26 protein-coding genes and 2 pseudogenes are annotated in these 25,932 nt (G+C 69.5%); 6 read left to right on the top strand and 22 right to left on the bottom strand.

Features of this window, described 5'->3' with window-relative positions:
• Window positions 1-11 precede the first annotated feature (11 nt).
• The 8 genes from ACESMY_RS00405 to ACESMY_RS00370 form a co-directional block, all read right to left on the bottom strand.
• Complete coding sequence (locus ACESMY_RS00405) at window positions 12-2,543, bottom strand: alkaline phosphatase family protein (protein ID WP_372781051.1); 2,532 nt, start codon at window positions 2,541-2,543, stop codon at window positions 12-14.
• Between the two features lie 72 nt (window positions 2,544-2,615).
• Window positions 2,616-3,365, bottom strand: coding sequence for an anti-sigma factor (locus tag ACESMY_RS00400; protein ID WP_372781049.1), 750 nt, complete (start codon window positions 3,363-3,365; stop codon window positions 2,616-2,618).
• Window positions 3,362-3,961: a sigma-70 family RNA polymerase sigma factor gene (locus tag ACESMY_RS00395; RefSeq protein WP_372781047.1), complete on the bottom strand. Its 600-nt coding sequence runs from the start codon at window positions 3,959-3,961 to the stop codon at window positions 3,362-3,364. Before ACESMY_RS00395 ends, ACESMY_RS00400 begins: the two co-directional genes overlap by 4 nt.
• 50 nt (window positions 3,962-4,011) lie before the next feature.
• Window positions 4,012-4,347, bottom strand: a complete 336-nt coding sequence (locus tag ACESMY_RS00390) for a cupredoxin family copper-binding protein (RefSeq protein ID WP_372781045.1) — start codon at window positions 4,345-4,347, stop codon at window positions 4,012-4,014.
• A 23-nt stretch (window positions 4,348-4,370) separates the two neighbouring features.
• Window positions 4,371-5,312, bottom strand: a complete 942-nt coding sequence (locus ACESMY_RS00385) for a metallophosphoesterase (protein WP_372781043.1) — start codon at window positions 5,310-5,312, stop codon at window positions 4,371-4,373.
• 69 nt (window positions 5,313-5,381) lie between these two features.
• Window positions 5,382-6,479 (bottom strand): MBL fold metallo-hydrolase, encoded by a 1,098-nt coding sequence (locus tag ACESMY_RS00380; RefSeq protein WP_372781041.1) that lies wholly within the window; start codon window positions 6,477-6,479, stop codon window positions 5,382-5,384.
• A 68-nt stretch (window positions 6,480-6,547) separates the two neighbouring features.
• Complete coding sequence (rarD, locus tag ACESMY_RS00375) at window positions 6,548-7,474, bottom strand: EamA family transporter RarD (protein ID WP_372781039.1); 927 nt, start codon at window positions 7,472-7,474, stop codon at window positions 6,548-6,550.
• A 4-nt stretch (window positions 7,475-7,478) separates the two neighbouring features.
• Complete coding sequence (locus ACESMY_RS00370) at window positions 7,479-8,510, bottom strand: aspartate-semialdehyde dehydrogenase (protein WP_372781037.1); 1,032 nt, start codon at window positions 8,508-8,510, stop codon at window positions 7,479-7,481.
• A gap of 147 nt (window positions 8,511-8,657) precedes the next feature.
• Between ACESMY_RS00370 and ACESMY_RS00365 the strand changes: the two genes are divergently transcribed.
• Entirely contained in the window at window positions 8,658-9,059 is a 402-nt protein-coding gene (locus tag ACESMY_RS00365; RefSeq protein ID WP_372781035.1) for a PaaI family thioesterase, read from the top strand.
• A gap of 6 nt (window positions 9,060-9,065) precedes the next feature.
• On the opposite strand, the gene ACESMY_RS00360 is transcribed toward ACESMY_RS00365, so the two are convergent.
• Together ACESMY_RS00360 and ACESMY_RS00355 are read right to left on the bottom strand one after the other, a co-directional pair.
• Window positions 9,066-10,166, bottom strand: a complete 1,101-nt coding sequence (locus ACESMY_RS00360) for a pentapeptide repeat-containing protein (RefSeq protein WP_372781033.1) — start codon at window positions 10,164-10,166, stop codon at window positions 9,066-9,068.
• Between the two features lie 101 nt (window positions 10,167-10,267).
• Window positions 10,268-10,675, bottom strand: a complete 408-nt coding sequence (locus tag ACESMY_RS00355; RefSeq protein ID WP_372781031.1) for an EVE domain-containing protein — start codon at window positions 10,673-10,675, stop codon at window positions 10,268-10,270.
• A 147-nt stretch (window positions 10,676-10,822) separates the two neighbouring features.
• Here ACESMY_RS00355 and ACESMY_RS00350 point away from each other — a divergent pair, with 147 nt between their 5' ends.
• Together ACESMY_RS00350 and ACESMY_RS00345 are read left to right on the top strand one after the other, a co-directional pair.
• Window positions 10,823-12,250 (top strand): aspartate aminotransferase family protein, encoded by a 1,428-nt coding sequence (locus ACESMY_RS00350; protein WP_372781029.1) that lies wholly within the window; start codon window positions 10,823-10,825, stop codon window positions 12,248-12,250.
• A 33-nt stretch (window positions 12,251-12,283) separates the two neighbouring features.
• Complete coding sequence (locus ACESMY_RS00345; protein ID WP_372781027.1) at window positions 12,284-13,207, top strand: GNAT family N-acetyltransferase; 924 nt, start codon at window positions 12,284-12,286, stop codon at window positions 13,205-13,207.
• Here the strand turns inward: ACESMY_RS00345 and leuB are convergent.
• The 6 genes from leuB to ACESMY_RS00315 all read right to left on the bottom strand — a co-directional run bounded on the left by leuB (window position 13,204) and on the right by ACESMY_RS00315 (window position 18,489).
• Window positions 13,204-14,256 carry a 3-isopropylmalate dehydrogenase gene (gene leuB / locus ACESMY_RS00340; RefSeq protein WP_372781025.1) on the bottom strand — a complete coding sequence of 351 codons (1,053 nt, stop codon included), beginning with the start codon at window positions 14,254-14,256 and terminating at the stop codon, window positions 13,204-13,206. The genes ACESMY_RS00345 and leuB overlap by 4 nt on opposite strands.
• Window positions 14,257-14,287: 31 nt before the next feature.
• Window positions 14,288-14,590, bottom strand: a complete 303-nt coding sequence (locus tag ACESMY_RS00335) for a putative quinol monooxygenase (RefSeq protein WP_372781023.1) — start codon at window positions 14,588-14,590, stop codon at window positions 14,288-14,290.
• Window positions 14,587-15,198: a 3-isopropylmalate dehydratase small subunit gene (gene leuD, locus ACESMY_RS00330; RefSeq protein WP_372781021.1), complete on the bottom strand. Its 612-nt coding sequence runs from the start codon at window positions 15,196-15,198 to the stop codon at window positions 14,587-14,589. Before leuD ends, ACESMY_RS00335 begins: the two co-directional genes overlap by 4 nt.
• Window positions 15,198-16,007, bottom strand: coding sequence for a VOC family protein (locus tag ACESMY_RS00325; protein ID WP_372781019.1), 810 nt, complete (start codon window positions 16,005-16,007; stop codon window positions 15,198-15,200). The genes leuD and ACESMY_RS00325 overlap by 1 nt, the downstream gene beginning before the upstream one ends.
• Window positions 16,004-17,413, bottom strand: a complete 1,410-nt coding sequence (gene leuC, locus ACESMY_RS00320; RefSeq protein WP_372782258.1) for a 3-isopropylmalate dehydratase large subunit — start codon at window positions 17,411-17,413, stop codon at window positions 16,004-16,006. Before leuC ends, ACESMY_RS00325 begins: the two co-directional genes overlap by 4 nt.
• A gap of 86 nt (window positions 17,414-17,499) precedes the next feature.
• Window positions 17,500-18,489 carry an NAD(P)H-binding protein gene (locus tag ACESMY_RS00315; protein ID WP_372781017.1) on the bottom strand — a complete coding sequence of 330 codons (990 nt, stop codon included), beginning with the start codon at window positions 18,487-18,489 and terminating at the stop codon, window positions 17,500-17,502.
• A 91-nt stretch (window positions 18,490-18,580) separates the two neighbouring features.
• Between ACESMY_RS00315 and ACESMY_RS00310 the strand changes: the two genes are divergently transcribed.
• Complete coding sequence (locus ACESMY_RS00310; RefSeq protein ID WP_372781015.1) at window positions 18,581-19,480, top strand: LysR family transcriptional regulator; 900 nt, start codon at window positions 18,581-18,583, stop codon at window positions 19,478-19,480.
• Between the two features lie 103 nt (window positions 19,481-19,583).
• On the opposite strand, the pseudogene ACESMY_RS00305 reads toward ACESMY_RS00310, so the two are convergent.
• Window positions 19,584-19,679, bottom strand: a pseudogene (locus ACESMY_RS00305) (PEPxxWA-CTERM sorting domain-containing protein); the annotation flags it as partial.
• An 832-nt stretch (window positions 19,680-20,511) separates the two neighbouring features.
• Between ACESMY_RS00305 and ACESMY_RS00300 the strand changes: the two are divergent.
• On the top strand, window positions 20,512-20,910 hold the full coding sequence (locus ACESMY_RS00300; RefSeq protein ID WP_372781013.1) for a GFA family protein: 399 nt from the start codon (window positions 20,512-20,514) through the stop codon (window positions 20,908-20,910).
• Window positions 20,911-20,981: 71 nt separating this feature from the next.
• Here ACESMY_RS00300 and rplS read toward each other — a convergent pair whose 3' ends face one another.
• Window positions 20,982-21,383, bottom strand: coding sequence for a 50S ribosomal protein L19 (rplS, locus tag ACESMY_RS00295; protein ID WP_372781012.1), 402 nt, complete (start codon window positions 21,381-21,383; stop codon window positions 20,982-20,984).
• A 19-nt stretch (window positions 21,384-21,402) separates the two neighbouring features.
• Window positions 21,403-22,113 carry a tRNA (guanosine(37)-N1)-methyltransferase TrmD gene (gene trmD / locus ACESMY_RS00290; protein ID WP_372781010.1) on the bottom strand — a complete coding sequence of 237 codons (711 nt, stop codon included), beginning with the start codon at window positions 22,111-22,113 and terminating at the stop codon, window positions 21,403-21,405.
• 75 nt (window positions 22,114-22,188) lie between these two features.
• Here trmD and ACESMY_RS00285 point away from each other — a divergent pair, with 75 nt between their 5' ends.
• Window positions 22,189-23,064 (top strand): acyl-CoA thioesterase, encoded by an 876-nt coding sequence (locus tag ACESMY_RS00285; RefSeq protein ID WP_372781008.1) that lies wholly within the window; start codon window positions 22,189-22,191, stop codon window positions 23,062-23,064.
• A gap of 11 nt (window positions 23,065-23,075) precedes the next feature.
• Here the strand turns inward: ACESMY_RS00285 and rimM are convergent, their stop codons facing one another.
• The 3 genes and pseudogenes from rimM to ffh all read right to left on the bottom strand — a co-directional run bounded on the left by rimM (window position 23,076) and on the right by ffh (window position 25,811).
• The gene (rimM, locus tag ACESMY_RS00280; protein WP_372781006.1) at window positions 23,076-23,582 is read right to left on the bottom strand and encodes a ribosome maturation factor RimM; all 507 of its coding nucleotides are present in this window, start codon (window positions 23,580-23,582) and stop codon (window positions 23,076-23,078) included.
• A gap of 158 nt (window positions 23,583-23,740) precedes the next feature.
• Window positions 23,741-24,277: pseudogene (rpsP, locus tag ACESMY_RS00275) on the bottom strand (30S ribosomal protein S16); the annotation flags it as partial.
• A gap of 22 nt (window positions 24,278-24,299) precedes the next feature.
• Entirely contained in the window at window positions 24,300-25,811 is a 1,512-nt protein-coding gene (ffh, locus tag ACESMY_RS00270) for a signal recognition particle protein (RefSeq protein ID WP_372782256.1), read from the bottom strand.
• Window positions 25,812-25,932 lie beyond the last annotated feature (121 nt).

Here is a 25,932-nt window from a genome sequence, read left to right as displayed (position 1 = left end):
TTGCCGGCCGGCTACTCGCCTGGTCCTGCGACGGCCCGATAGCGGTGCACGGGCGGCGGCATCGGCGAGTCGGCGCCCTTCACGCTTTTCCAGATGATCTCGTTCAGCCGGTGCATGGGCGCCTCGTCGGCCTCGGCGAAATTCATCTTCGCGCTTTCCCGAGCGCCGTAGGCTTCCGGCGAATTCTTCTCGTTGACGTCCCACTGCGCCGGCAGGCCCATGAACGGCGTCAGGTCCGGCGTCGTCCCGAGCGCGGCGTAGAAGGGCGTCGCCGCGGCGTCGTACTGGCTGAGCGGCGGCATGCCGAGCAGGAGCTCGATCGAACGGACCATCGAGGAGGTCGTGTAGAGGGTGGAGTCCACGATCCCGCGCCGGACGTAGGGGCTGATCACCAGGCAGGCGGTGCGCCGGGCGTCGACGTGATCGGGCCCGTCCTGGGCGTCGTCCTCCATGATGAAGATCGCCATCTGCGGCCAATAGCGGCTGTGGGTCAGCCGCTCGAGCATCTGGCCGAGGGCTAGATCCTGGTTGGCGACCATCGCGCGCGGGGTGAACGACTTCGGGTCGGACCCGTGGGTGTGGTTCTCCTGCATGGACATGACGACGTAGTTGGGCAGCCGCTTTTCCGGGTCGCGGCTGTTGTAGTTCGCCTCATAGGCCGAGAACTCGTCGAGGAAGACCTTGGCGTTCTCGGTGTCGCGCACGCGGTTCTGCAGGTAGTTGGGCGATACGTGGCCCACGAGCCCGTTGGCGCCCGAGATGTTCATCATCGGCTCGCCTGTCGAGGCCCGCGTCGCGTACTCGCCGTAGCTGCGGTAGGTCAGTCCCTTGCGCCGCGCCGCGTCCCACAGATAGCCGCCGGAGGGCATGTACGCCATCGAGCGCCACGTCGCCTGGCTGTGGCCGCCGTACTCGGTGGGCCAGGACTTCTCGTTCTGGTCGGTGGCGTAGGCGCCGTTGGCCCAGGAGTGACCGTCCTTGCTCACGTCGCCGTCGGCGTAGCAGTTGTCGAAGGCGGCGAATTGCTCGGCCATGGCGTGCTGGTTCGGTGTGATCTGGCGGCCGAATATCGCCAGCCGCGGGTCGCCGTTGGTGTGCGGCAGGTCGCCGTAGACCTGATCGTAGGTGCGGTTTTCCTTGATGATGTAGATGACGTGCTTGATCGGCGATCCCGCGCCGACCCGGCTTGGAATGATCGATGCGCCGGCCGGCGGACGCGCCGCCTGCAGCAGGGCGTCGTTGTAGGGGGTGTTGGCGTAGACTTGGCGGGTGTAGCGGGCGAGCTTCGTCTTCAGGGCCGCGAGCGGCAGGCGCTCGACGCTGCTCTTCTGCAGGGTCTTGATGGTCTCGTTGGGCTGGCCCTTCGCCACCAGCGGACTGGTCGGCCCCTTGAGCGTGGGGTGGCCCTCTTCGCCCTTGGTAGCGCCGATGTAGAGCGCCTGGCCGGCCTCGCCCAACGCCAGCGCCGACGGGTACCAGCCGGCCGGTATGAATCCCAAGACCGCGCTGGTTTCCCGCTTATGGATGTCGACCACGGCGACGTCGTTGTTGTCCGCATTGGCGACGAAGAGCAGATGGCGCTTGGCGTCCACCGCCAGGGAATTGGGCGTCGAGCCCTCGGGCGCCTTCGGATAGAGCGCTGTGGAAATGGTCTCCAGGACCTCGAGCGTGCGGGTGTCGATCACATAGACGGTGTTCTCGTTTGAGCAGGCGACGAACAGTCGCCCGTCGGCGCTCAGCACCATGTCGTTCGGATTGAACCCGACCGGGATGATCTTGATCACCTTCTGGCTCGCGACGTCGACGACGCTGACGGCCTTATCGCCCCAGTCGGAGACGAAGAGCTGTTTGCCGTCCTTGCTGAGCGCCAGCTCATAGGGGCTGACGCCGACCCTCACGCGCTTCTTGATCGCACCGGTCCTGGCGTCGAACGCCACGACGTCGGTGGCCGCCATCGAGGTCCCGCGGTTGGCGGCCCAGACCAGGCCCCGCCTGGGATCGGCCAGCACGCCGGACCACCAGGTCTCCTCCGTCGGCAGGGTGTCCATGAAGGTCGCGATCGGCTTCGGATCGAGGCGGCCGTCGCGGTAGGCCAGCGCATAGATCGGCGCGGTCGAGGCTTCGATCTTCTTCTCGCCGTTGGCGTTTCCGCCGGAGACGTAGAGCCTGTGGCCGTCAGGAGACCAGGACAGCCCCAGCCAGGTGGTCTTGAGCGGAACCTCCTGGATCAGCCTGTGGGTCTTGGCGTCGATGACGCTGAGGCCATGCGGCAGATATCCGGCGTGGCCCGCCACGATCACCTTGCCGTCCGGTGACAGCGACATCTTGAGGATCAGGTCGTTGGTGTCGGCGATCCGCTTGCCGGCCGGCGTGATGCGCCAGCCGTTCGGCAGGTCGAAGCCGCCACCGGGCATCGGACCTGGCAGCGCCTTGGTGGCCTCGCCGATCGGCCGCGGCTTTTGCGCAGGCCCGGCGCCGAGCGCGGTCGTCGCAAGTGCGGTGGCGGCGAGCCCCGTGATCAACAGCGGACGCAACTGGCGCATCTGACGGCCCCCTGGCTCTGACCCGGGCCATCAGTAGCCGACCTGTGGCGTGACGACGAGCGCCCGGACTTGTCAGCTCTGCGTCCGGATTGCGAAGGCTTGATGAAACGACTGCAGATCGCGCGCTTCGATATCGGAAACGGCCCAGAACTCGAGCCCGCCGCTGCGCCAGTGCTCCACCGAATAGCCGCTGTGGGTCGCGGGAACCGGTGGCAGCGACAAGCCGGGCTTCGAGGGCCAGATGAAGAGGTTGATGACGTGGCGGTTGCGCCGATAGACCAGCGCCGCCACCACCCGGTTGCCGACGTAGTCGAGGCGTCCGCCGACCAGGGGATAGCCGCTGTCGGCGAGCTCCACCACCGGCGGGGCGAAGTCGATCTTGCCGTTGAACCAGGGCTTCACCACGTGCCGGTCGGAGGTCTCGACGTCCACCAGGTGCAGGGCCAGCGTCGAGCGGACGTGGCTCGACACCAGCTGATCCTCCAGCGCGAGGCCGGTCGGCTGCAGCGAAACGATCGCCAGGCTGGCGGCGATCGCCGCGAAGGTCCCGGTGAGCGCCCAGGGGGCCGCCTGCCGCAGCCGCCGGCGGGGCGCGGCCGGGGCCTCGCTCATGGCTTCGATCCGCTGGCGCAGGGCGGCCGGCGCGCGATAGCCGACGCCGGGCGCCGACAGCCGGCCGCTCAGGGCCTGCAACTCGCCGAGCGCCTGGGCGCAGCCCTGGCAGGTCTTCAGATGCGCCTCGAACGCCTGGGCGTTGGCGGCGTCGAGCTCGCCGTCCAGCAGGCCATGCAGCAGGGCTTCCTTGTCGGGGCAGGCGGTCATGGACGCGTCTCCTCCGGCGGCAAGGCGGCCAGCAGCATGGTCCGGGCTCGGGCCAGGCGCGACATCACCGTGCCGATCGGCGCCGAGGTGATCTCGGCGATCTCGCGATAGGAGAGTTCTTCCAGTTCGCGCAGGACCAGGGTCTCGCGGAAGGGCTCGGGCAGGGACTCGATCGCGGTCCGCACGGTCTCCACCTCGCCCTGGCGCAGCAAGGCGACCTCCGGCGTATCGGCGTCGGAGGCCATCGCCTCCAGCACCTCGGGCTCGGCTGGCGTCTCGGACCGGCGTCGTACGGTGCTGAGATGGCTGGTGCGCACGATCGTGAACAGCCAGGCCCGCGGCTCGCCGCCCCGGAATCCCCGGAAGCCGCGATAGGCCTTGAGGAAGGCCTCCTGCACCAGGTCCTCGGCCAGGGTGGCGTCGCGGCACAGGAAGCGGGCGAAGCTGTAGGCCGCGTCCAGGTGCGGCAGGATCAGCCGCCGGAACCGCTCCGCCTCGCCGGGATCGAGCGGCGCATCATCGGCCGGGGCCGCCGCCCGCCGGGCGCGGAACGGCAGCACGAAGGCCGTGGCCGCCGGGCCGGGTCTGGCGGCCATCAAGGGCCCGAACGGGAGGATGCGGCCGGTCATGCCTTGTCGAAAGTCCTTCAGGACGCCTTGACCACGACCTTGCCGGTCATGTGCGGATGGATCGAGCAGAAATAGTCGAACGTGCCCGGCCGCGTGAAGGTGAAGGAGAACCGGTCGTCGGTGTCCAGCACCTTGGAGCGGAACGACTTGTCGTTGGCCACCACCGTATGGGGGACGTCGTCGCCGTTGACCCAGGTGATGGTGGTCCCCACCGGCACTGTCACGACCGGCGCGCCGAAGGTGAAGTTGCCGATGGTGATGACGCTCGGCGCCGGCGCTGCGGCGCCGAGCGTCACGGCCGCCAGGGCGGCCACCACCGCGACGGGGGCGCGGCGGATCAGGTGTTGGAACATGAGGGGTTTCCGATTGAGAGGGATCAGGAGGCCAGGCTGGCGTCGACGACAGCCAGCGGCTCGCCGCCGCGGATCAGGCTGACAGTGCGGACGCCGAGCGCGTTGCGGAGCTCGCCGGCCGGGACTTTCAAGGGGCCGGGCGCGGGGCCCTGGCCGGGCGCCGGCTGGGGGAAGGCGGTGGACCGGGCGGTGTGGAAGGCGACATTGCCCTCCACCTTCTGGATCACCTGGTGGATGTGGCCGTTGAGCACGGTGACCGAGCCGAACCGCTTCAGGAGCGTCATGGCCTGGGCCGAGTCGTCGGTGCCCCAGCCCCAGTCGGCGTAGATCGTCCAGAGCGGGATGTGGGTGAAGACCACGATCGGCGTCGAGGACGAGCGGCCGGCCAGGTCCTTCTGCAACCACTCGAGCTGGGGCTGGCCCAGCGAGCCCATGCCGCCGGCCTTCAGCGCCTTGACGTTGACCAGGGCCACGAAGTGCACGCCATTGTGGTCGAAGCTGTACCAGCCGTCGCCCAGCGAGCCCTTGCCGTAGCGGGCGAGGTAGGCCGCGCCATTGCCCTCGTCGAGCATGTCGTGCTCGCCCGGCACGTGGAAGACGGTGAGGCCGGCCTCCTTGAGGATCTGGTCGGCGTCGTCGAACTCCTGGTCCTTCGACAGCTGGCTGATGTCGCCGGTGTGCAGGATGAAGTCCGGTTTTGTCGGCAGGGCTTTGATCTTCTCCACTGCCTCGCGGAAGGTCGCCCGGGCGTCGGGGTTGGCGGGCTTCTCGAAGCCGATGTGGCTGTCGCTGACCTGCAGGAAGCTGAACGGCTTCACCGCGCTCTTCGCGCCGCCGTGCGGGGCGGCGAGCGCGCTGTCGAGGGTGATCGAACTGGCGATCCCGCCGCTCGCGGTCCACAAGAGGCCGGTCCCGGCCCAGCCCATGCATTCCAGAAAACGCCGCCTGTGCGGTTGGTCGCCCATCACTTCACCTGTCGGTTCGATTGCTCTTGCCGACTAGACGCGAGGGCCGCGGGGTTTATTCCCGAGGGTTCAGCCTTTTCCCTGAACCACCGCTTCGCCGCGGGCTTCCTTGTAGGCGTTGGACACCAGGTCGCCGGTGAAGACCGCGTCGATCAGGACCTTGAGCCAGGGGTCGTCGCCGGTGAAGGAGGCCTTCATCGGCGCGAGGTCGATGCGCTTGCGGACCTCGGCCAGCGGCACGTCGGCCCGGGCCAGCGGCCCGACCTGGGCGCGGACGGTCTCCAGCGCCGCGATCACCTTCTCCACATAGGTCCGGTCGGTCATCACCGGGCCGTGCCCGGGGACCAGGTAGGCATAGTCCAGGGCCTCCAGCTTCTTCAGGGTCGCGATCCATTCGCCGGGATAGGTGTGGGCGGCGTAGGGGATCGGCGCCACGACGAGGTCGCCGGCGGCGAGCAGCCGCTGCCGCGGCGCCCAGACCACCGCATCGCCGTCGGTGTTGCCGCGGCCGAGGAACAGCACCTCGATGGGCGCTTCGGCGTCGGGGATCGAGAACCGGTCGGTGAAGGTCTTGTCGGCCGGATAGACCGTCAAGCCTGTGTAGCCCGCGACCATGCCCGGGCCGGCCTTGGCCGTGCGAGCCCAGCCGTCGCGCACGGCGGCGGGGAGCTTCATGTCGGCCGCCTGGCTCGCGGCGAAGTCGGCCATGTCGCTGTAGGATTTGGCGTAGCCCGCCACATAGGCCATCGGCGCGCCGGTCATGTTCTCGCGCGTCCTGGCGGTCGAGACGACGATCATCCCCGGCCAGGCCGCGCGGAAGGCGCCGGCGCCGAGGTTATGGTCGCCGTGGTAGTGGGTGTAGATCAGGTAGCGGACCGGCTTGCGGGAGATCTTGCGGATCTCGGCCACCGCCGCCTCGCCCGACGGCGGAGAGCCGCCGGCGTCAACCACCACCAGCCCTTGCGTCTGTTCGATCACCACCACATTGCCCTCGAAGGGCGGATCGGTGGGGTTGGGCTTGTAGATCAGGTGGGCGCGGGCGGTGACCTGTTCGGTCTGGCGCAGGAACACCTTGGGCGCCTGGGCCGCGTCCGGGGCGACGGCCCAGGCCGGCGCGGCGGCAACCACCGCCGCCGTAGCCAAGATTGCGCAGAGCAGCTTGCCCATGGCCCAGGATCCTCCAGCCCGATGGGAAGGCTAGGCCCGGCGGCGCGGCGGCCCCAGTTAAGCTTTGGTCATTCCGCGGGCGCGGCTTCGGCGATGGCCCGGCTGATCGACCGCGACCGTCTCCAGGCGCCATAGGCGAAGACCGCCGCACCGCCCCAGATGAAGATGAAGGAGATGGCTCGGACCGGGGTGAAGGCCTCGCCCTGCGTCACGCCGATCCCGAAGCCGATGGTTGGGCCGATGAACTGCAGGAAGCCCAGCGACGACAGCGGGATGCGTCGCGCCGCCCAGGAGAACAGCACCAGCGGCACGGCGGTCACCGGTCCGCAGGCCAGGAGCCAGGCGGTAGCCGGAACGCTGGCGCCGAAGTGCCCCGCGCCCGAGTGCTGCAGCCAGATCACATAGGCCAGGCCCGGCCCCATCAGCAGCAGGCACTCGATCAGCAGGCCGGTCTGGGCCGAGGCCGCCACCCGCTTGCGGACGATGCCGTAGCCGCCGAAGCTGAGCGCCAGCGCGAGCGAGACCAACGGCAGGCCGCCGATGGCCACCGTCTGGATGACGACGCCCAGCGCCGCCAGGCCGATGGCGACCATACCCAGCCGGTCGATCCGCTCATGGAAGATCAACGCCCCGGCGGCCATGGCGAGCAGCGGGATGATGTAGTAGCCGAGGCTGGTCTCCAGGACCCGGCCGGAGTTCACCGCCCAGATATAGATCGACCAGTTCAAGCCGATCAGCAGGGCCGAGAGCGCCAGCCAGGCCATCGTGCGCGGGCTCTTCAGCGCCGCGACAAGCTCGCGGCCCTGGCCCGCCATCAGGACGAAGACCAGCGCCAGGGGAACCGCCCAGACGGTGCGGTTGGCCACGATCTCCCAGGAGGACATGCCGAGCCTGTCCATGGCCTGGAAGACCAGGGGAACGATCCCCCACAGGAGGTAGCAGCCGATCCCCGCCCCCAGCGCCAGGCGGGATTCGCCGGGCGCGGACTGGGTCATGGCGTCAGGCGAGGGATTTTTGGCGGATCAGTCCGCGCTCGTGGAGGAGCTCGGCGATCTGGACCGCGTTGAGGGCGGCGCCTTTTCGCAGGTTGTCGGCGACCACCCACATGTTGAGCCCGTGTTCGACCGTGGGGTCGTTGCGGATGCGGCTGACGAAGACCGGGAACTCGCCCTGGGCCTCCTTCGGCGTCATGTAGCCCGTGTCGTCGCGCTTATCGATGACGATCAGGCCGGGGCTTTCGCGCAGGATGTCGCGCGCCTCGTCCTCGTCCAGGTGCTCGTGGAACTCGATGTTCACGGCCTCGGAGTGGCCGACCATCACCGGCACACGGACGCAGGTCACCGTCAGGGCGATGTCGGGATCGAGCATCTTGTGCGTCTCGCGCCACATCTTGCCCTCTTCGTCGGTGTAGCCGTCGTCCTGGAAAGCGCCGATGAAGGGGATGACGTTGAAGGCGATCTGCTTGGGGAACTTCTTGGGCGGCGTGGCGCCCAGGACGAAGACATTCTTCGTCTGGTCGAACAGTTCGTCCATGCCTTCCTTGCCGGCCCCGGAGACCGACTGGTAGGTCGAGACCACCACGCGCTTGATCCGCGCCCGGTCGTGCAGGGGCTTCAGGGCCACGACGAGCTGGGCGGTCGAGCAGTTGGGATTGGCGATAATATTCTTGCGGCTCGCCCATTCGACGTCGTCGGGGTTCACTTCCGGCACGATCAGCGGGACGTCCGGATCCATGCGCCAGGCCGAGGAGTTGTCGATGACGATCGGGCCGGCCGCGGCGATCTTCGGCGACCATTCCTTGGAGAAGGTCCCGGAGACGCTCATCAGCACGATGTCGACGCGGCCGAAATCGAACTGCGCGATGTCCTCGCAGCGGACGATCTGATCGCCGAACGAGACTTCCACGCCGATGGATTTGCGGGACGCGATCGCGTGAATCTTATCCACGGGGAAGTTCACTTCCTCGAGGATGTTCAGCATTTCGCGGCCCACGTTGCCCGTGGCGCCGACGACGGCCACCCGGTAACCCATCGCAATTCTCCTAAAAAACGGAGCGTCCCGTTACGCTCTCGAACGCACCTAAGCAAGGCGAGCGATACTCTTCGCCTCTTAAGAATGGCTGAGATGGCGGCTAGGCTCGCGCCACGCAACCCACGCCCAGCGAGAAACGGAACCGTCATGGCCGATGCGCCACAGTCCCTAACCGGCATGCCCTTCTCCGACCTGATGGGGGTGGAGATCCTCGAACGCGAAAAGACTCGCGTCGTCGGCCGGCTGACGGTGCGGGCCGACCTCTGCACCTCGGGCGGCATCCTGCACGGCGGGGCCTATATGGCGTTCGCCGATGCGCTGGGGGCGATCGGCGGGGTCTTGAACCTGGCGCCCGGGACGCACACCACGACGCTGGAGAGCAAGACCAACTTCCTGCGCGGCGCGCCGGTCGGCTCGGTGGTCACCGGGGAGGCGACGCCGCTGCACGTCGGCCGGCGCTCCAGCGTCTGGCAGACCCGGCTGACCAACGCCGAAGGCAAGCTCCTGGCGCTGGTGACCCAGACCCAGATGACGATCGAGGCCGCCTGATCCGGATCAGGCGGCCTTGAGCCCGCAGCCGTCCAGGACGGCGCCGTCGAAGCGGGTGGCGAGCTTCAGGCCCGAGTGCAGGTCGAGTTCGCTGAGATCGGCGCGGTCGAAGACCGCGTGGGCCAGGTTGGCGTTCACGAACGAGACGCCGCGCAGGTCCGCGCCGGTGAAATTGGCCGCGCGCAGGTCGGCGCCCTCGAAGTTGGCGCCCTGCAGCTGGGTGCCGGTGAAGTCGACGCCGATCGCCATGGCCGCCTTGGCCTGCAGGCCGGCCAGCAGCCGCTCGCGGAACAGGTGGCTCGCCGGGCGCAGGTCGAAGCCCTCCAGATTGGCCGGCCGCCCCTGGGTCGCGACCCAGTCGTGGGCCCGGTCGAGCTCGCGCTCCACCTCGTCCACGCGCGCGCGGGCCTCCTGGGAGGGGTCGAGCACGCAGCCCTTCAGAACGGTCGGGCCGATGGCGAGCCTCGTGACATCGATGCCGCTCAGGATGGCGCCCAGGAAGCGCGCGCCCTCCAGGCGCGCCCCGCCAAGGTCTGCGCCGCTGAGATTGGCGCCGCTGAAGTCGGCGTTCTTCATGTTGGCGTCGCGCAGGCTCGCGCCCTGCAGGGAACAGTTGGAGAAGTCGACGCTGTGGGCGACGGCTTCGCCCAGGTCGGTGTTGTTGGGGCTGGCGTCGCCGACGCCGGTGCGCCCGCCGACCCAGCGGATCCCGTTGATGTCGTCGCTCGCGAAGAGGACGGCCGCGCGAAGGTCGGCCCCGTCCAGGTTGGCGCCGGCGAGGTTGGCCCCGCTCAGCGTCGCGCCCCGCAGGTCCGCGCGCTTCATCCGCGCTCGCCGGAAGTCGCATTTCGAGAGGTTGGCGCAGAACAGCGAGGCGCGGCTGAAATCGGTTTCGACGAAGCTCGTGCCCCGGAAGTCGGCGCCGTCGAACCGGCCCTCGGCGAGCACGCGCCGATCGCAGTTATAGCCGGCGGCGACGATGAATTTGAACGCCGCCCGGCGTCCGCCGCGCCGCCCGGCCACGAAGGCTTCGTGGGCGCTGATCAAGGCTTCGAACCGGTCAGGCTTGAGCCTGATGGGGCTGGTCTGGACTAGACTCGGTCTCATGAACGACACCGAACTCACGACGCCAATACGGCCTCTACTTATTATGAAACTCTTATAACAACCCTTAACGGACCGGGGCGGTGAGGGTGAGGGACCCTTCGCTATTCGCCGCCCATCTTCAGGATCGTCGCCCATTCGTCCGGCTTCACGGGCGAGACCGAGAGCCGGAATTCGCGCAGCATGGTCATGCCGGCGAGCGCCGGATTGGCCTTGATCTCGGCCAGGGTCACGGGTCTGGGCAGGGCCCGGACCGGCGCGAGCTCGACGGCCACGAAGCGGCCCGCCGCGTCGCTCGGATCCGGAAAGGCTTCGCGGACCACCTTGGCGATCCCGACGACGGCGAGTCCCTCCTGGGAATGGTAGTAGAAGACCTCGTCGCCCAGCTTCATAGTCTTCAGGTGCAGGGCCGCGGCGTTGTTGCGCACGCCGTCCCAGACGGTCTTTCCGTCGCGCTTCAGGTCATCGAACCCGTATTTCGCGGGCTCCGATTTCACGAGCCAATGGGCCATGTCCGTTTCCCCCTCGACCGGCGTCTGATGCTGCAGACGGACCATGACGCCGCGGAATTGGCAACGGGAGAGAGGTCCGAAACCCGCGGCCGGGGGAGATTGACTCAGTCACGGGCTCCGCCCATTTCGCGCGTCTGGAGGACGCCGATGCCGACCGAGTCACCTGAGCGCACGGCGCTGTCGCGCGCCGCTGAGCACGCCTTCGCCTGGCTCGACGGCCTCGACGACCGCGTGGTGGCCACAACGGCGTCGGTCGCTGAGCTGCGGGCCCGGCTGACCAAGCCGTTGGCGGCCCACGGCCTGCCCGCGACCCAGGTGATCGACGAGCTGGTCGCCGACACCGAGGGTGGCATCCTGGGTTCGCAGAGCGGCCGGTTCTTCGCCTGGGTGATCGGCGGCGGCGCGGCGGCCCCCATGGCGGCTGACTGGCTGACCACCGCCTGGGACCAGAACGCCGGCATCCACGCTTGCGGGCCCGCCGCCTCGGTCGTCGAGGAGGTCGCGTCCGAGTGGCTGAAGGACATCTTCGACTTCCCGGCCGAGACCAGCGTCGGGTTCACCACCGGCACCCAGATGGCGCACATGACCTGCCTGGCCGCCGCCCGCCACGCCCTGCTGCGCAACCGCAACTGGGACGTGGAGCGCCAGGGCCTGGCCGGGGCGCCGGCGATCCGCATCCTGGCCAACCCCGACCAGCACGGATCTCTCGACCGGGCTGCGCGCTTCCTGGGCCTGGGCTCGGACGCCATCGTCCCCCTGCCCGTGGACGGCGACGGCCGGGTGACGCCGGACGCGCTGAGCGCCGCCCTGGCCGTCTCGCAGAACCCGACCATCGTGGCCTTGCAGGCCGGCGACCTGAACCGGGCGGCCTTCGACCCCTTCGAGACGCTGGCCCCGCTTGCCCGGGCCGCCGGGGCCTGGACCCACGTGGACGGCGCCTTCGGCCTCTGGGCCAAGGCCAGCCCGCGGCATCGCGACCTGGTCCGCGGCCTGGAGCTCTGCGACTCCTGGACCACCGACGCGCACAAGTACCTGAGCGTGCCCTACGACTCGGGCCTGGCCTTCGTGCGCGACGCCGACGCGCACCGCGCGGCCATGACGCTGTCGACCAGCTATCTGCCGGCCGGCGCCGCGCGCGACCAGATCGACTGGAACCCGGAGTTCTCCCGGCGGGCGCGGGGCTTCGCCGTCTACGCCGCCCTACGCGAACTCGGCCGCGACGGCCTGGCGGCCCTCGTCGAGCGCACCAGCCGCCACGCCCAGGCGATCGTCACCGGCATCGGCGCCCTGCCGGGCGCCGTACTGGTGGCCAATCCCCGCCTCAACCAGGGCCTCGTGCGCTTCGAGTCGTCGGTCCCGGGCGCCAGCGAGGCCGACGACGACCGCTACACCGACGAGGTGATCGCCGCGGTCAACGCTTCCGGCGAGGCCTTCTTCGGCGGCGTCACCTTCCGGGGTCGCCGCTGCATGCGGGTCAGCGTTTGCAATTGGCGCACGAGCGACGACGACGTGGCCCGCGCGGTCGCCGCGACCAAGGCCGCACTGGCTCGGGAAACAATTGACTCCGTCAACTAGTTCGCGCTCCTCTGTGACGGAGGAGAAGCGTCCATGTCCGCCGAGGTTCTCGATCCCGTCGCCGCCGTCCGCCGGTTCAACCGCTTCTACACCCGCGCCATCGGGGTGCTGGAAAAGGGCTACCTCGGCACATCCTACACCGTGGCCGAGGGCCGGGTGCTCTACGAGATCGCCAAGGCCGATGGCGTCACCGCCAAGGCGATCGGCGAGATCACCGCGCTCGACGCGGGCTATCTGAGCCGCATCGTGGCCCGGCTGGAGCGCGACGGCGTGGTCGGCCGCGAGCGGCTGGCGAGCGACGGCCGCAGCACGGTCCTCAGGCTCACCGACCACGGCCGCGAGGTGTTCCCGGCCTTCGACCGGCGCTCCGCCGCGCTCGTGGAGGGGATGATCGGCGGGCTTTCGGCCGAGCGGCGCCGGCGGCTGACCGGAGCCATGGCCGAGGTCGAGGCCCTGCTGGGCGCCCCGGAGCCCGGCCCGGTCGTCCTGCGGCCGCACGCGACCGGCGACATGGGCTGGATCACCGAGCGCCACGGGGTGCACTACGCCCGGGAATACGGCTGGAACGGCCATATCGAGGCGGTCACCGCCCGCATCTGCGCCGACTTCCTCGACAGCCACGACTCGGCCCGCGAACGCTGCTGGCTCGCCGAGCGGGGCGGCGAGCGGCTGGGCTGCGTCTTCCTGGTGAAGGACGAGATCGACGGCGTCGCGCGCCTGCGCCTGTTGATGGTCGAGCCGTCGGCCCGCGGCCTCGGTGTCGGCAAGCGCCTGGTCGCCGAGTGCGTCGCCTTCGCGCGCGCCGCCGGCTACCGCGAGATCGTGCTCTGGACCCACGCGGTGCTCACCGCCGCCCGGGCGATCTACGCCGTGGAGGGGTTCCAGCTCGAGCACACCTGGACCCACGACGACTTCGGCGCGCCCGAGGTCAGCGAGACCTGGCGGTTGGTGCTCTAAAGCTCCGCCAGCACCGCGTCGGCCATCTGGACGGTGGTCATCGCGCCGCCGAGGTCCGGGGTGCGGGCGCCCTTTTCCAGAGCCTGGCCCACCGCGGCGAACAGCTTGTCGGCGAGGTCGGCGCGATCGAGCGACCAGCGCAGCGCCATCTCGAAGGAGAGGATGGCGGCCAGCGGATTGGCGATCCCCTTGCCGGCGATGTCCGGCGCCGAGCCGTGGATCGGCTCGTAGAGGCCGGGCGTGCCGGGCAGGCCGAGCGCGGCGGACGGCAGCATCCCCAGCGAGCCGGTGAGCTGGGCCGCAGCGTCGGAGAGGATGTCGCCGAACAGGTTGTCGGTGACCATGACGTCGAACTGCTTCGGATTCTTGACGATCTGCATGGCCGCGTTGTCGGCCAGGATGTGCTCCAGCTCGACGTCGGCGTACTCGCGCCTGTGCAGGTCGGTGACCACCTCGCGCCAGAGCAGGCCGGTCTCCATGACGTTGGATTTCTCGGCGCTCGACACCTTGTTGCGGCGGCCGCGGGCGAGTTCGAAGGCGACGCGGGCGATCCGCTCGATCTCCATGGTCGTATAGACCTGGGTGTCGACGGCGCGGCGGCCGCCGCCGGGCAGGTCCTCGATGAACCGGGGCTGGCCGAAATAGACCCCGCCGGTCAGTTCGCGGACGATCAGGAAATCCAGGCCCTCGATCAGCTCGCGCTTCAGGCTGGAGGCCCCGGCCAGCGGCTGGAAGCAGAGCGCGGGGCGCAGGTTGGCGAAGACGCCCATGCCGGCGCGCAGACCGAGCAGGCCGGCCTCGGGCCGTTTGTCGCGCGGCGCATCCTTCCACTTCGGCCCACCGACCGCGCCCATCAGCACCGCGCGGGCGGCCTTGGCGGCGGCGAGGGTCTCGTCGGTGAGCGGCGAGCCATGGCTGTCGAAGCTCGACCCGCCGAAGGGCCGCTCATCGATCGTCAGGTCCGGCGCGATCTTGGCGGCGACGCGGCGCACCTCCGCCGTCACCTCGGGCCCGATCCCGTCGCCGGGCAGGAGCAGCAGGTCGGTCATGTAATCGGTCTCAAGATGGGAGGCCTCGGCGCTAGAGCGGACGTTCGGAGGCGACCTCGTAGGCGAAGAGCTTGCGGTCGGAAACCCCATGCTCGGCGCAGGCCGCCCGCCAGGTCGCCATGTGGGCGGCCTTGAAATGCGCCTCGATCGCCGCCTGGTCGCGCCAGGCCTCGAACACGCGGATCAGCCCGGGCTCGGCCACGTCCTCGCCGTAGGAATAGGTGAGGCAGCCATCTTCGGCCCGGCTGGCGGCCAGCATGGCCAGCATGTGGGGCTTCAGGGCCGCGAGGTTCTCCGGCGGCACGCGCACCGTGCCTGCGATGAGCAGGGTCATGCGTCTTCGAGCCAGGGCTTCGCCAGCGCCTGCTTCATCTCGTAGAGGTCGATGTCGGGCGCCGCCTGCAGGGTCTCGCCGATGGCGTCGAGGCCCTTCAGCATCTTCTCCTTGCGCTGGGCGTCGACCTCGAAGGTGAAGGTGCGGCCGGAGGGCGAGACCAGGGTCTGGGTCTCCAGGTCGACGGTGACCAGGTGATTGCCGCCCTTGGCTTCCTCCATCAACGCCTGGACCTCCTCGGCCTTCAGCACCACCGGCAGCAGGCCGTTCTGGAAGCAGTTGTTGTAGAAGATGTCGGCGAAGCTGGTGGAGACCACGCAGCGGATCCCGAAGTCCATCAGCGCCCAGGGCGCGTGCTCGCGCGAGGAGCCGCAGCCGAAGTTGTCGCCCGCCACCAGCACGCCGGCGCCTTTGTATTCGGGGCGATTCAACACGAAGTCGGGCCGGGACTTGCCCTCGCCGTCGAAGCGCAGGTCGTAGAACAGGCCCTTGGCCAGGCCCGCGCGTTCCACGGTCTTCAGGAACTGCTTGGGGATGATCTGGTCGGTGTCGATGTTGGCCAAGGGCAGGGGGGCCACCTTGGCGTCCAGGCGGGTGAAGGCGTCCATCAGGCGGCTTCCGTCGTGTCAGCTTTTTGCGGTTCGGCCGAGAGCATCAGGGTCGGCACACCGGCCGGGGCGTCGCGCACGGTGAAGACGTGGGTGCCGGGCTTGCGGCCGGTGCGGACCTCCGAGACGTTGAAGCCGGCGGCGGCCATCGCGGCCCGGGCGGTTGCGGGGTCGGGAACCCGCCAGGCTAGGCCGCCGAAGCTGTCGGGGCCGTCACTGGCGGGGGTCTTCAGGCTCGCGCCGAACTCGACCACCGCCTCGCCCGCCTTGAAGAACAGTTGCCGCACGCCCCAGCTTTCGTTGGAGCGGTCGAGGCGCAGGTCGAGGCCAAGGCGGCCGCCGAAGTTGGCCACCGCGCGGTCGGCGTTCGGCGTGCGGATGACCACGTGGTCGAGGCCGGCGATCGGGCCAGTGGCCTTGGCCGGCGGCGCGGGGCCGTCGAAGAACAGCACCTGCAGGCCGGCGAGACCAGCGGGGTCGAGTAACACGGCGCGCGGCGTGCGCTCGGAGATCTTCAGGCCTCGGCGTTCGCTGAGCTTGGCGACCGCATCCAGGTCGTGCGCGGCGAAAGCCAGGATCCACATGCCCTCGCCGTTGGCGTCGAGCCAGGCGCGGAGCCGGTCACCGGCCGGGCCGTCACCATCGGGCCCGATGATTTCCAGCGCCATGTTCGGGAAGCGGAACCAGGCCCGCTTCGCCCCGCCGCCGTCCTCGCGGTCCGGCTGGACGCCCAGCAGGCGCCGGTAGGCGTCCGCCGCGGCCTCGGCGTCGCGAACCGCGACCGTGACATGGTCGAGGCGCGGGCTCACAGGAAGTCCCTGACGTCGGCGATGTGGCCGGCGATGGCGGCGGCGGCCGCCATGACCGGGCTCATCAGGTGGGTGCGGCCGGCGCGGCCCTGGCGGCCTTCGAAGTTGCGGTTGGAGGTCGACGCGCAGCGCTGGCCGGGGGGCACCTTGTCGGGGTTCATGGCCAGGCACATGGAGCAGCCCGGCTCGCGCCATTCGAAGCCGGCGGCCAGGAAGATCTCGTCCAGGCCCTCGTCCTCGGCCTGGGCGCGGACCAGGCCCGAGCCCGGCACGACCAAGGCGCGGACGTGGCCGGCCACCGTGCGGCCCTCGACGATCTTGGCCGCGGCGCGCAGGTCCTCGATGCGGCTGTTGGTGCAGGAGCCGATGAACACCACGTCGACCTTGGCGTCGCCGATCGGCTGGCCGGCGGCGAGGCCCATGTACTCCAGCGCACGCTCGGCCGAGGCGCGCTTGTCGGGGCTTGCGAAGCTGGCCGGATCCGGCACGCGGTCGGTGACGGCGATGACGTCCTCCGGGCTGGTGCCCCAGGTGACCAGGGGCGCGATCTTCCCGGCATCGAGCGTGATCTCGCGATCCCAATGGGCGTCGGGATCGGAAAAGAAGCTCTGCCAGTAGGGGAGCGCCATCTCCCAGGCCCCGCCCTTGGGTGTCGCGGGCCGGCCGCGCAGGTAGTCGAAGGTGGTCTCGTCGGGCGCCACCAGGCCCGCCCGCGCCCCGGCCTCGATGGTCAGGTTGCAGAGCGTCATGCGCCCTTCCATGGAGAGCGCCCGGATCGCGGAGCCGGCGTATTCGATGACGTAGCCGGTGCCGCCGGCGGTGCCGATCTCACCGATCACCGCCAGGGCGTAGTCCTTGGCGCCGACGCCGGGGATCGGCTCGCCCTCGATGGTGACGCGGAAGTTCCGGGCCTTCTTCTGGCGCAGGGTCTGGGTGGCCAGCACATGCTCGACCTCGGAGGTGCCGATGCCGTGGGCGAGCGCCCCGAAGGCGCCGTGGGTCGAGGTGTGGCTGTCGCCGCAGACGATGGTCATGCCGGGCTGGGTGCGGCCCTGCTCGGGCCCGACCACATGGACGATGCCGTTGCGCACATCGCCCATCGGGAAGAACTCGATGCCGTAGTCCTTGACGTTGCGCTCCAGGGTCTGGAGCTGCAGGCGCGCCTCCTCGTCGGCGACCGCGGCGACGCCCAGCGCCTGGCCCTCGGTCGGCACATTGTGGTCGGCGACGGCGAGCGTGCGGTCGGGTCGGCGCACGGGGCGCTTGGCGGCGCGGAGGCCCGCGAAGGCCTGCGGCGTGGTCACCTCGTGGATCAGGTGCAGGTCGATATAGAGGATCGCCTCGCCGTCCTGTTCGGCGACCAGGTGGCCGTCCCAAATCTTGTCGTAGAGCGTCTTGCCGGGCATGGACCGCATGTAGGTCCGCGACCCCGCGCACGTCTAGTGCCGCGGAGCCGCAGTTTTTCACCTATCGGCGCAATGTCTTGCCGCGGTCAGGCGGCGAGCGCCGCCGTCTCGCGGGGCAGGGCGTCCAGGCCGGCGAGGGCGGCCCTGAGCGCCGCCTGGGTGGGCGTGTGCGGTTCGGCGCCAAGGCGCGCGGTGAGCTTGCTGTTGTCCAGCAGCACCGGGCTCTCCCAGAGGTAGCGCATCTCCAGCATCTCGCGCATCGTCTCGTTGAACGGCGCCATAGCGCGGATGGCGAACCAGGGCAGGCGGCTGACCGGCAGCCTGCGGCCGGCGACGGCTTCCAGGGCCGCGACCAGCTCGTCGCCGGTGAGCGTCTGGCCGCGCATGTGGAAGACCTCGAAGCCGGCGAGGTCTTCGCGTTCGGCCAGCCGAACCATGGTCTCGGCCAGGTCCGGCAGGTAGGCCCAGCAGTGGGCCACGGACATCGGCCCGGGATAGGTGAGCGCGGCGATCGGGCGGCCGGGCTTCAGGAGGCCCTGCGACAGCCAGTTGTTTCCAGGCCTGGGGCCGAAGAAGTCGCCGGCGCGGACGATCAGCACCCGCAGGCCGTCTTCGGAGGCGACCTTCAGGGCCTCCTCCATCCGCACCCGGATCGCGCCCTTGCGGGTCAGCGGGTTCTGCGGCGAGGCCTCGGTGAGGGTGGGGAAGGCGTCGGGGCCGTAGTTGTAGACCGTGCCCGGGAAGACCAGCCGCGCGCCGGCCGCCCTGGCCGCGGCGATACTGGCGTTCAGCATCGGCAGCTGCAGCCCGGCCCAGTTCCTGTACCCCGGCGGGTTGGCGCCGTGGACCAGCAGGCTCGCGCCTTTCGCGGCGGCCACGACGTCGGCCTCGACCATGGCGTCGCCCTTGACCCAGTCCAGGCCCGGACGGCCCGAGGTCTTCCGCGCGGTCTCCGGATCGCGGTGCAGCGCCCGCACGCGCCAGCCGCCGGCCACGAGGCGGTCGGCCACCGCTCCGCCGATCCCGCCCGTCGCTCCGATCACCAGCGCCAGCTGTGCGTCCCGCTTGCCCGACATCTCAAGGCCTCCCTTGGCTTCGCGACAGAGATGCGCCCTCCGCAGTCCAAACAGAATTGCCGAATCTTCTAGATCGGCTATTCATTGGCGCATGCCTGGACCGAACGACTGGGACCTCTTCCAAAGCCTGCACGCGGTGCTGGAGGCCGGCACGCTGTCGGCCGCGGCGCGGCTGCGCGGACTGACCCAGCCGACGCTGGGCCGCCACATCGAGAGCCTGGAACAGCGGCTGGGCTCGCCGCTGTTCCTGCGCAGCCCGCGTGGGCTGCAACCGACGGACCTGGCGCTGGAGCTGAAGCCGCACCTGCACGACATGGCCGCGGCCGCCTCCGCGGCGGTCCGGGACGCTTCCGGCGCAGCGGATTCTCTGACCGGCTCGATCCGCATCACCGCCAGCGAAATGGTCGGGGCCGAGGTCCTGCCGCCGATGCTGACGGCCTTCCGGCGCCAGCACCCCGGCATCATCATCGAGCTGATGATGTCCAACATCGTCGACGACCTCTCGCGCCGCGAGGCGGACATCGCCGTGCGCATGGCGCCGCCGACCCAGAGCGCGCTGGTGGCCAAGAAGGTGGGCGAGGTGCAGCTCGGGTTCTACGCCACCGAGGACTACCTCGAGCATCATGGACGCCCGGGCTGCGTGGAAGACCTCGACGGGCACACCATCATCGGCTTCGACGGCCCGGCGCGAAGCATCAAGGACCTGGCTGGGATCAATCTCGAGGTCAGCCGCGAGAGCTTCGACTTCAGGTCGGACAGCGACCTGGCCCAGCTGGCGTTCCTGCGGGCCGGCTACGGCATCGGCGTCTGCCAGCCGACGATCGCGCGCCGCAACGGCCTGGTGCGCGTGATGCCGAACGTCGTGGTCTTCAACCTGGGCGTCTGGATCGTCATGCACGAGAACCTGCGGGCCAGCCGCCGGATGCGCCTGATGTTCGATCACCTGGTCGAGGGCACCACGGCCTATATCGGCGAAGGCCGCGAGGCCTGAAGGCGCCCGAAAAAGGAAGACGGCGGCTGCCTCTCGACAGCCGCCGCCCGGCCTGGATCCGACGCGTGGTGGTGGGGATCGCGTCGCCGGATCCAGGTCAGCTCTAGGCCGCCAGCACCCGACGGCGGCGCAGGGTCGAACCGATCATGCCGAAGCCCGCGATCATCATCGCCCAGCTCGCCGGTTCCGGAACCGCGCTGCCCTCGAAGTTGCTGGCGCCCGGCAGGAAGCTGGCGACCAGCGTGTTCGAGGCCAGGCCGTTCAGCCGCGGCCAGATGTTGAAGCCGTACTGGGCGAAGTCGGTGAAGCCGTTGCCGGGCAGGTCCGACCGCGCCAGCGTCAGATCGATGTCATTGCCCGAATAGCTGATGTTGCTGGCGTCGAGCCCGAAGGTCCCGGCGACCTTGCCGTCGTCGCCGATGAGCGCCACGAACCCGTCGCCATGGCCGTCGGCCAGGTCCTGGAGGACGATGAAGGCGTCGAACTTGATGTCCGGGCCGCCGATCGGCGTGGAGGTGTCGGTTCCCAGGTTGTTGGGGCCGCCGTTCAGGATCGCCTTGCCGTTGCCCCGGTTGACGCCCCAGACATAGACGCCCTGCTGCTTGCCGTCGCTGTTCGCCGCGGTGAAGCCGATCGCGCCGGCCATGGTGGCGTTCAGGTAGACGTTGTTGAAGTCGAAGGTCGCCGAGGCCGACACCGCGTTGAGGTCCGGGTGGTCCTCGTTCTTGCCGATGAAGGTGTCGAGAATGCCGGAACCGTTGGTGACCGTGGTCGCCTGGGCAACCGAACCGACGAGCGCCACAGCGCCGGCCAAGGCCGCAGCGGCGGCCAGCCGCAGAAAGCGGCCTTGATGAGATCTCATGGTTAAACAATCCTTTATGGGTTGGCCGGGGAAACTGCTTGGGTCGCGCCTTCGCAACAAGCTGGCGATCCGGACAACCGGAGGGGGTGATGATGCAGCCAGGGGTCGAACCACCCCCTGCCATGGGTGGACCTTGCGTCACCCCGGCGCGGCCGATGGAGCGAGGGCGATGAATGAGACGCTTTACTCAGGGCGCTGCCTCTGCGGCCAGGTCCGCTGGCGGGCCGCGGCAGAGCCCGCCAACGTGCGCCTGTGCCACTGCCGAAACTGCCAGCGCGCCACCGGCGGGGCCTTCTTCGCCCGCGCGATCTTCCTAGCGGAGGACATCGCCTGGAGTGGCGAGACCACCCGCTGGCCCACCTCGCCGCGCATCGACCGGCTCTCCTGCGCCCGATGCGGCACGCCGATGTTCGCCGCGCCCAAGGACCCGCCGGCCCGGCTCGGCGTGTCGCTGGCGAGCCTCGACGAGCCCGGCGCAATCCGGCCGCAGGCGCACATCTGGGTCAGCGAAAAGCTGGACTGGGTGACCCTGGACGACGGCCTCCCGCAACATCCGCGAGGCGTCTGATCGGCCCCCAAACGAAAACGGCGGCCGCATCGCTGCGGCCGCCGCCTGAAATTCGTTGAGGTCGGGGAGCTCTAGGCTTCCTCGGCCTCCGGAGCCACGTCGTCGCTCGTCCGCGCCATGGAGCGTTCGGCGATCCGGGCCGACTTCCCGCGGCGGTCGCGCAGGTAATAGAGCTTGGCGCGACGCACCACGCCGCGGCGCTTCACTTCGATGGAGTCGATCATCGGGCTCATCACCGGGAACAGCCGCTCGACGCCTTCGCCGAAGCTGATCTTCCGCACGGTGAAGCTCTCGTTGATGCCCTGGCCGCCGCGGGCGATGCAGACGCCCTCATAGGCCTGGACGCGCTCGCGCTCGCCTTCCTTGATCTTCACGTTCACGCGCACGGTGTCGCCGGGCTGGAACTCGGGGATCTTGCGGGCGGCGAGGAGGCGGTCGGCCTCTTCCTTCTCGAGGGTCTCGATCACGTTCATGGTCTTCGTCCTTCTGGGCTTAATCGCCCTTTGCCTGTTGATTGGCGGGATGCCGCGCCCACAAGTCCGGCCGCCGCTCCCGCGTGGTCCTCTCCCGTTCCGCCTGCCGCCACTTCCGAACCTCGGCGTGGTTGCCGCCTAACAGGACCTCGGGGATGTCCAGCCCTTCGAACGCCCGCGGTCGCGTGTACTGCGGATGCTCGAGGAGCCCGTCCTCGAAGCTTTCTTCACTCAAGCTCTCGGCCTGCCCCAGCACACCCGGGACCAGCCGTACGCACGCCTCGATCGCCACCAGCGCCGCAGCCTCGCCACCGGCCAGGACCGCATCGCCCACGGCGACCTCCTCGAACCCGCGAGCCTCGATGACCCGTTGATCCACCCCCTCGAACCGACCGCACAGGACGATCAGCCCGGGCCCTTGGGCCCACTCACGCACGCGCGCCTGGGCCAGGGGCCGGCCCCGGGCGCTCATGTACAAAAGCGGCCGTTCCCGCCGCTCCACGCTGTCCAGCGCAGAGGCGATCACGTCCGCCCGCATCACCTGTCCAGGACCGCCACCCGCGGGGGTGTCGTCGAGGAAGCCGCGCTTATCTTTGGAAAAGCCGCGAATGTCCACTGTTTCCAACGCCCAAAGCCCCTGTTCGCGCCAGGCGGTCCCGATCAGCGAGACGCCTAGCGGGCCCGGAAAGGCCTCGGGAAACATGGTCAGGACAGTGGCGTCGAACGGCATGGCGCTTCAAAGGGCCGCGAGAGAGTTCGGCGTCAAGTCTTGCTGGGCCGACAGCCGGAGCGTAAGCGGCGCCACATGGAAACCGAGAACCTGACCGAGACGCTCCAGCTTGAGCGGATCGAAGTGAACCTCTTTCGCGGCGTGACCGCCGACAATTCGCCGGGGCGGATCTTCGGCGGCCAGGTGATCGGCCAGTCGCTGCTGGCGGCCTACGAGACGGTGGAAGACCGCATCTGCCACTCGTTGCATTGCTATTTCATCCGGCCGGGCGATCCGACCGTGCCGATCGTCTTCGAGGTCGACCGTTCCCGCGATGGCGGCAGCTTCACGACGCGGCGGGTGATCGCCATCCAGCACGGTCAGCAGATCTTCAACCTGGCGGCCTCGTTCATGGAGGCGCAGGACGGCTTCGAGCACCAGGCGGAGATGCCCAAGACCAAGTCCTGGGACGAATTGCCCGACGAGGCCGAGCAGCAGCGCGAGGCGATGGCGGCCATGAAGGACCTGCCGGAGGAGGCCAAGCGCTGGATGTCGCGGCCGCGCCCCATCGAGATGCGCTCGGCCGACGGCCGCAGCTTCTTCCAGGGCGGCGAGCCCAGGGACCCCACCAGCGAGGTCTGGTTTCGGGCCCGCGAGCCGATCGGTGACGACCAGCACATGCACCAGGTGATCCTGGCCTACGCCTCGGACATGAACCTGCTGTCGACCGCCATGCGGCCGCACAAGGTCCACTGGCAGACGCCGGGCTTCCAGTCGGCCAGCCTCGACCACGCCATGTGGTTCCACAAGCCGATCAACTTCAACAACTGGCACCTCTATTCGCAGGACAGCCCGAGCGCGTCCGGCGGCCGGGGCTTCATCCGAGGCTCGATATTCGCCGCCGACGGAACCCTGGTGGCGAGCGTGGCGCAGGAAGGCCTGATGCGGATGCGGAAGCCGAAGGGCGCCTAAGTCCGCGGTGGCTATTCCGTCTCTTCCGGCTTCACGCCGACGATGCGGCGTTCGGAGATCGAGACCTCCGGAACCGCTTCCTTGGTGAAGGGAAGCCACCAGCTTTCGCCGGCGGGGGGCTCGATCTCCAGCAGGTCGCCGGCGCCGAAGTCGCGGACGGAGCGGACGCGGCCCAGGGGCGCGCCGTCCGGGCTCACCACCGAAAGGCCCACCAGGTCGGCGACATAGAACTCGTCCTCGTCGTCCGGCGGGGGCAGGACGGCGCGGGGGATGTAGAGGCGCAGACCGCGGGCGGCCTCGGCCTGGTCGCGGGTCTCGATCTCCCGGGCGCGGGCGACGACGCCGCCCTTGGCGGCCCGGCCGCCCATCAGCGTGAGGGCGGGCGAGCCGTCCTCACGCAGCAGGGTCTTGTAGTCCACTAGCGCCAGCGGCTCGGCCGTGAAGCTGGTGATGCGGACCTCGCCGCGGACGCCAAAGGCGCCCGCCACGCGGCCCACGAGGATCAGGTCATCGCTCAAGAGCGAAGGCCGGATCAGCCTTCGGCTTTTTCGTCGCCGGCTTCGTCGCCGGCGTCGGCAGCGGCCTCGGCGGCGGGTTCTTCAGCGGCTTCCTCGGCGACGGTCTCGCCGGCCGGTTCCTCGGCGGCGGCTTCGGCCGGAGCCTCTTCCGCGGGGGCGGCCTCAGCGGCAGGTTCTTCGGCCACGGCTTCGGCGGCCGGGGCTTCTTCAGCCGCAGGAGCTTCTTCAGCAGCCGGAGCCGCTTCCTCGGCCACGGCTTCTTCCGCGGGCGCGGCTTCGGCGGCGACTTCTTCCACGACCGGTTCCGGCTCGGGGGCCGGCGGCGGCGCGTTCTTGGCTTCCTCGATGGCCGCGGCGCGGTCGGCTTCGCGCTTGGTCTTTTCCTCGACGCGTTCCAGCGCCTTGACGCCCGGCTTGCCCTTGTTGGGGTTGTTGCCGTGTTCCCACTTCACCAGGTCCAGCTTGCCGAGCTCGCGGGCTACGCGGTCGGTGGGCTGGGCGCCCTTGCCCATCCATTCCTGGATGCGCTCGACCTTCAGGACGACGCGGTTGGGGTCGTCCTTCTTGAGCAGCGGGTTGTAGGAGCCCACCTTTTCGATGAAGCGGCCATCGCGGGGCGAATGGCTGTCGGCGACGACGATGGAGTAGTAGGGGCGCTTCTTGGCGCCGCCACGGGCGAGACGGATCTTCAGCATCGGATGGTCCTCTTGAACTCAGCTATTTCTTGAACGGGTTGAAGCCGGGCAAGCCGCCCAGGCCGGGTAATTTCGGGCCGCCGCCCTGTTGCAGCTTGGCGGCCATCTCTTCGATCTCTTTTTCCGACGGCATCGGCATCTTTCCGCCGCCCATGTTCCGCATGCGGTCCATGCCGCCACCGCCGCCGGCGCCGCCCAGCATCTGGGCCATCTGGGCGAAGCCCTTGCCGCCGCCCTTGCTCATCATCTTGAAGGCGTCGGCCATCTGGCGGTGCTGTTTCAGGAGGCGATTGACCTCGGCCACGTCGACGCCGGCGCCGGCCGCGATGCGGCGCTTGCGCGAGGCGGCCAGGATGTCCGGCTTCTTGCGTTCCAGCTTGGTCATGGAGCCGATGATCGCCGCCTGGCGGTCGACCATCTTGTCGGAGATGTTGGCCTCGGCGATCTGCTTCTTGATCTTCTGGACGCCGGGCAGCATGCCCATCAGGCCTTCCATGCCGCCCATCTTCTTCATCTGGGCGAGCTGCTCGGCCATCATGTCGAGGTCGAACTGACCCTTGGCCAGCTTCCGGGCCATGGCCTCGGCCTTGGCCGCGTCGAACTCTTCGGTGGCCTTTTCGACGAGCGCGACGATGTCGCCCTGGCCCAGGATGCGGCCGGCGACGCGGGCGGCGTCGAAGGCTTCCAGGCCGTCGATCTTCTCGGAGGTGCCGAGGAACTTGATCGGCAGGCCGGTGACCGCGCGCATGGAGAGCGCCGCACCGCCGCGCCCGTCGCCGTCGGCGCGGGTGAGGATCAGGCCGGTCAGCGGCAGGCGCTCGTGGAAGGCCTTGGCGGTGCGCACCGCGTCCTGGCCGGTCAGCGCATCGGCGACCAGCAGGGTTTCGGACGGATTGGCGATCTTCGCGATCTCGGCCGCCTCGCTCATCATCGCCTCGTCGAGCGTGGTGCGCCCGGCGGTGTCGAGGATGACGACGTCGTAGCCTTGCAGCTTGGCCGATTGCAGCGCGCGGCGGGCGATGTCGGGCGCGGCCTGACCGGCGACGATCGGCAGGCTCTCGACACCGGCGAGGGTCGCCAGCGTCGCGAGCTGCTCCATGGCGGCGGGACGGCGGGTGTCGAGCGAGGCCAGGAGGACGCGCTTGCGCTCCTTGACCAGGCGCAGGGCCAGCTTGCCGGCGGTGGTGGTCTTACCCGAGCCCTGCAGGCCGGCCATCATGATGACCGTCGGCGGGTTCAGCGAGAGGTTGAGGCCCTCGGGCTCGCCCTCGCCGCCCAGCATCTCGACCAGGCCGTCGTAGGTGATCTTGACTACCTGGTCGGCGGGCCGGACCGAGCGGATCACCGCCTCGCCGGTGGCGGCCTCGGTCGCCTTGGCGATGAAGTCGCGGACCACCGGCAGGGCGACGTCGGCCTCGAGCAGGGCGACGCGGATCTCGCGCATCACCTCGGCGACGTCCTTCTCCGACAGCACCCCGCGGCCGGAGAGCCGGTCGAAGACTGACGACAGACGATCTGTTAGCGCGTCAAACAAGCTCAAGCCCTAGTAGTCCAAACGCAATCGACCCCCGTGGACGATTGCGTCGACGGGGGGCCTCGCCGCCCTCGTCCCAGAAGCTGGGGGTCGTGGCGGTGGAGGGCGCTGACCGAGGTTG

Origin of the sequence: Phenylobacterium sp., assembly GCF_041691455.1 — a bacterium.
Taxonomy (GTDB): domain Bacteria; phylum Pseudomonadota; class Alphaproteobacteria; order Caulobacterales; family Caulobacteraceae; genus Phenylobacterium.
This window is presented reverse-complemented; position numbering and strand designations above follow the sequence as displayed.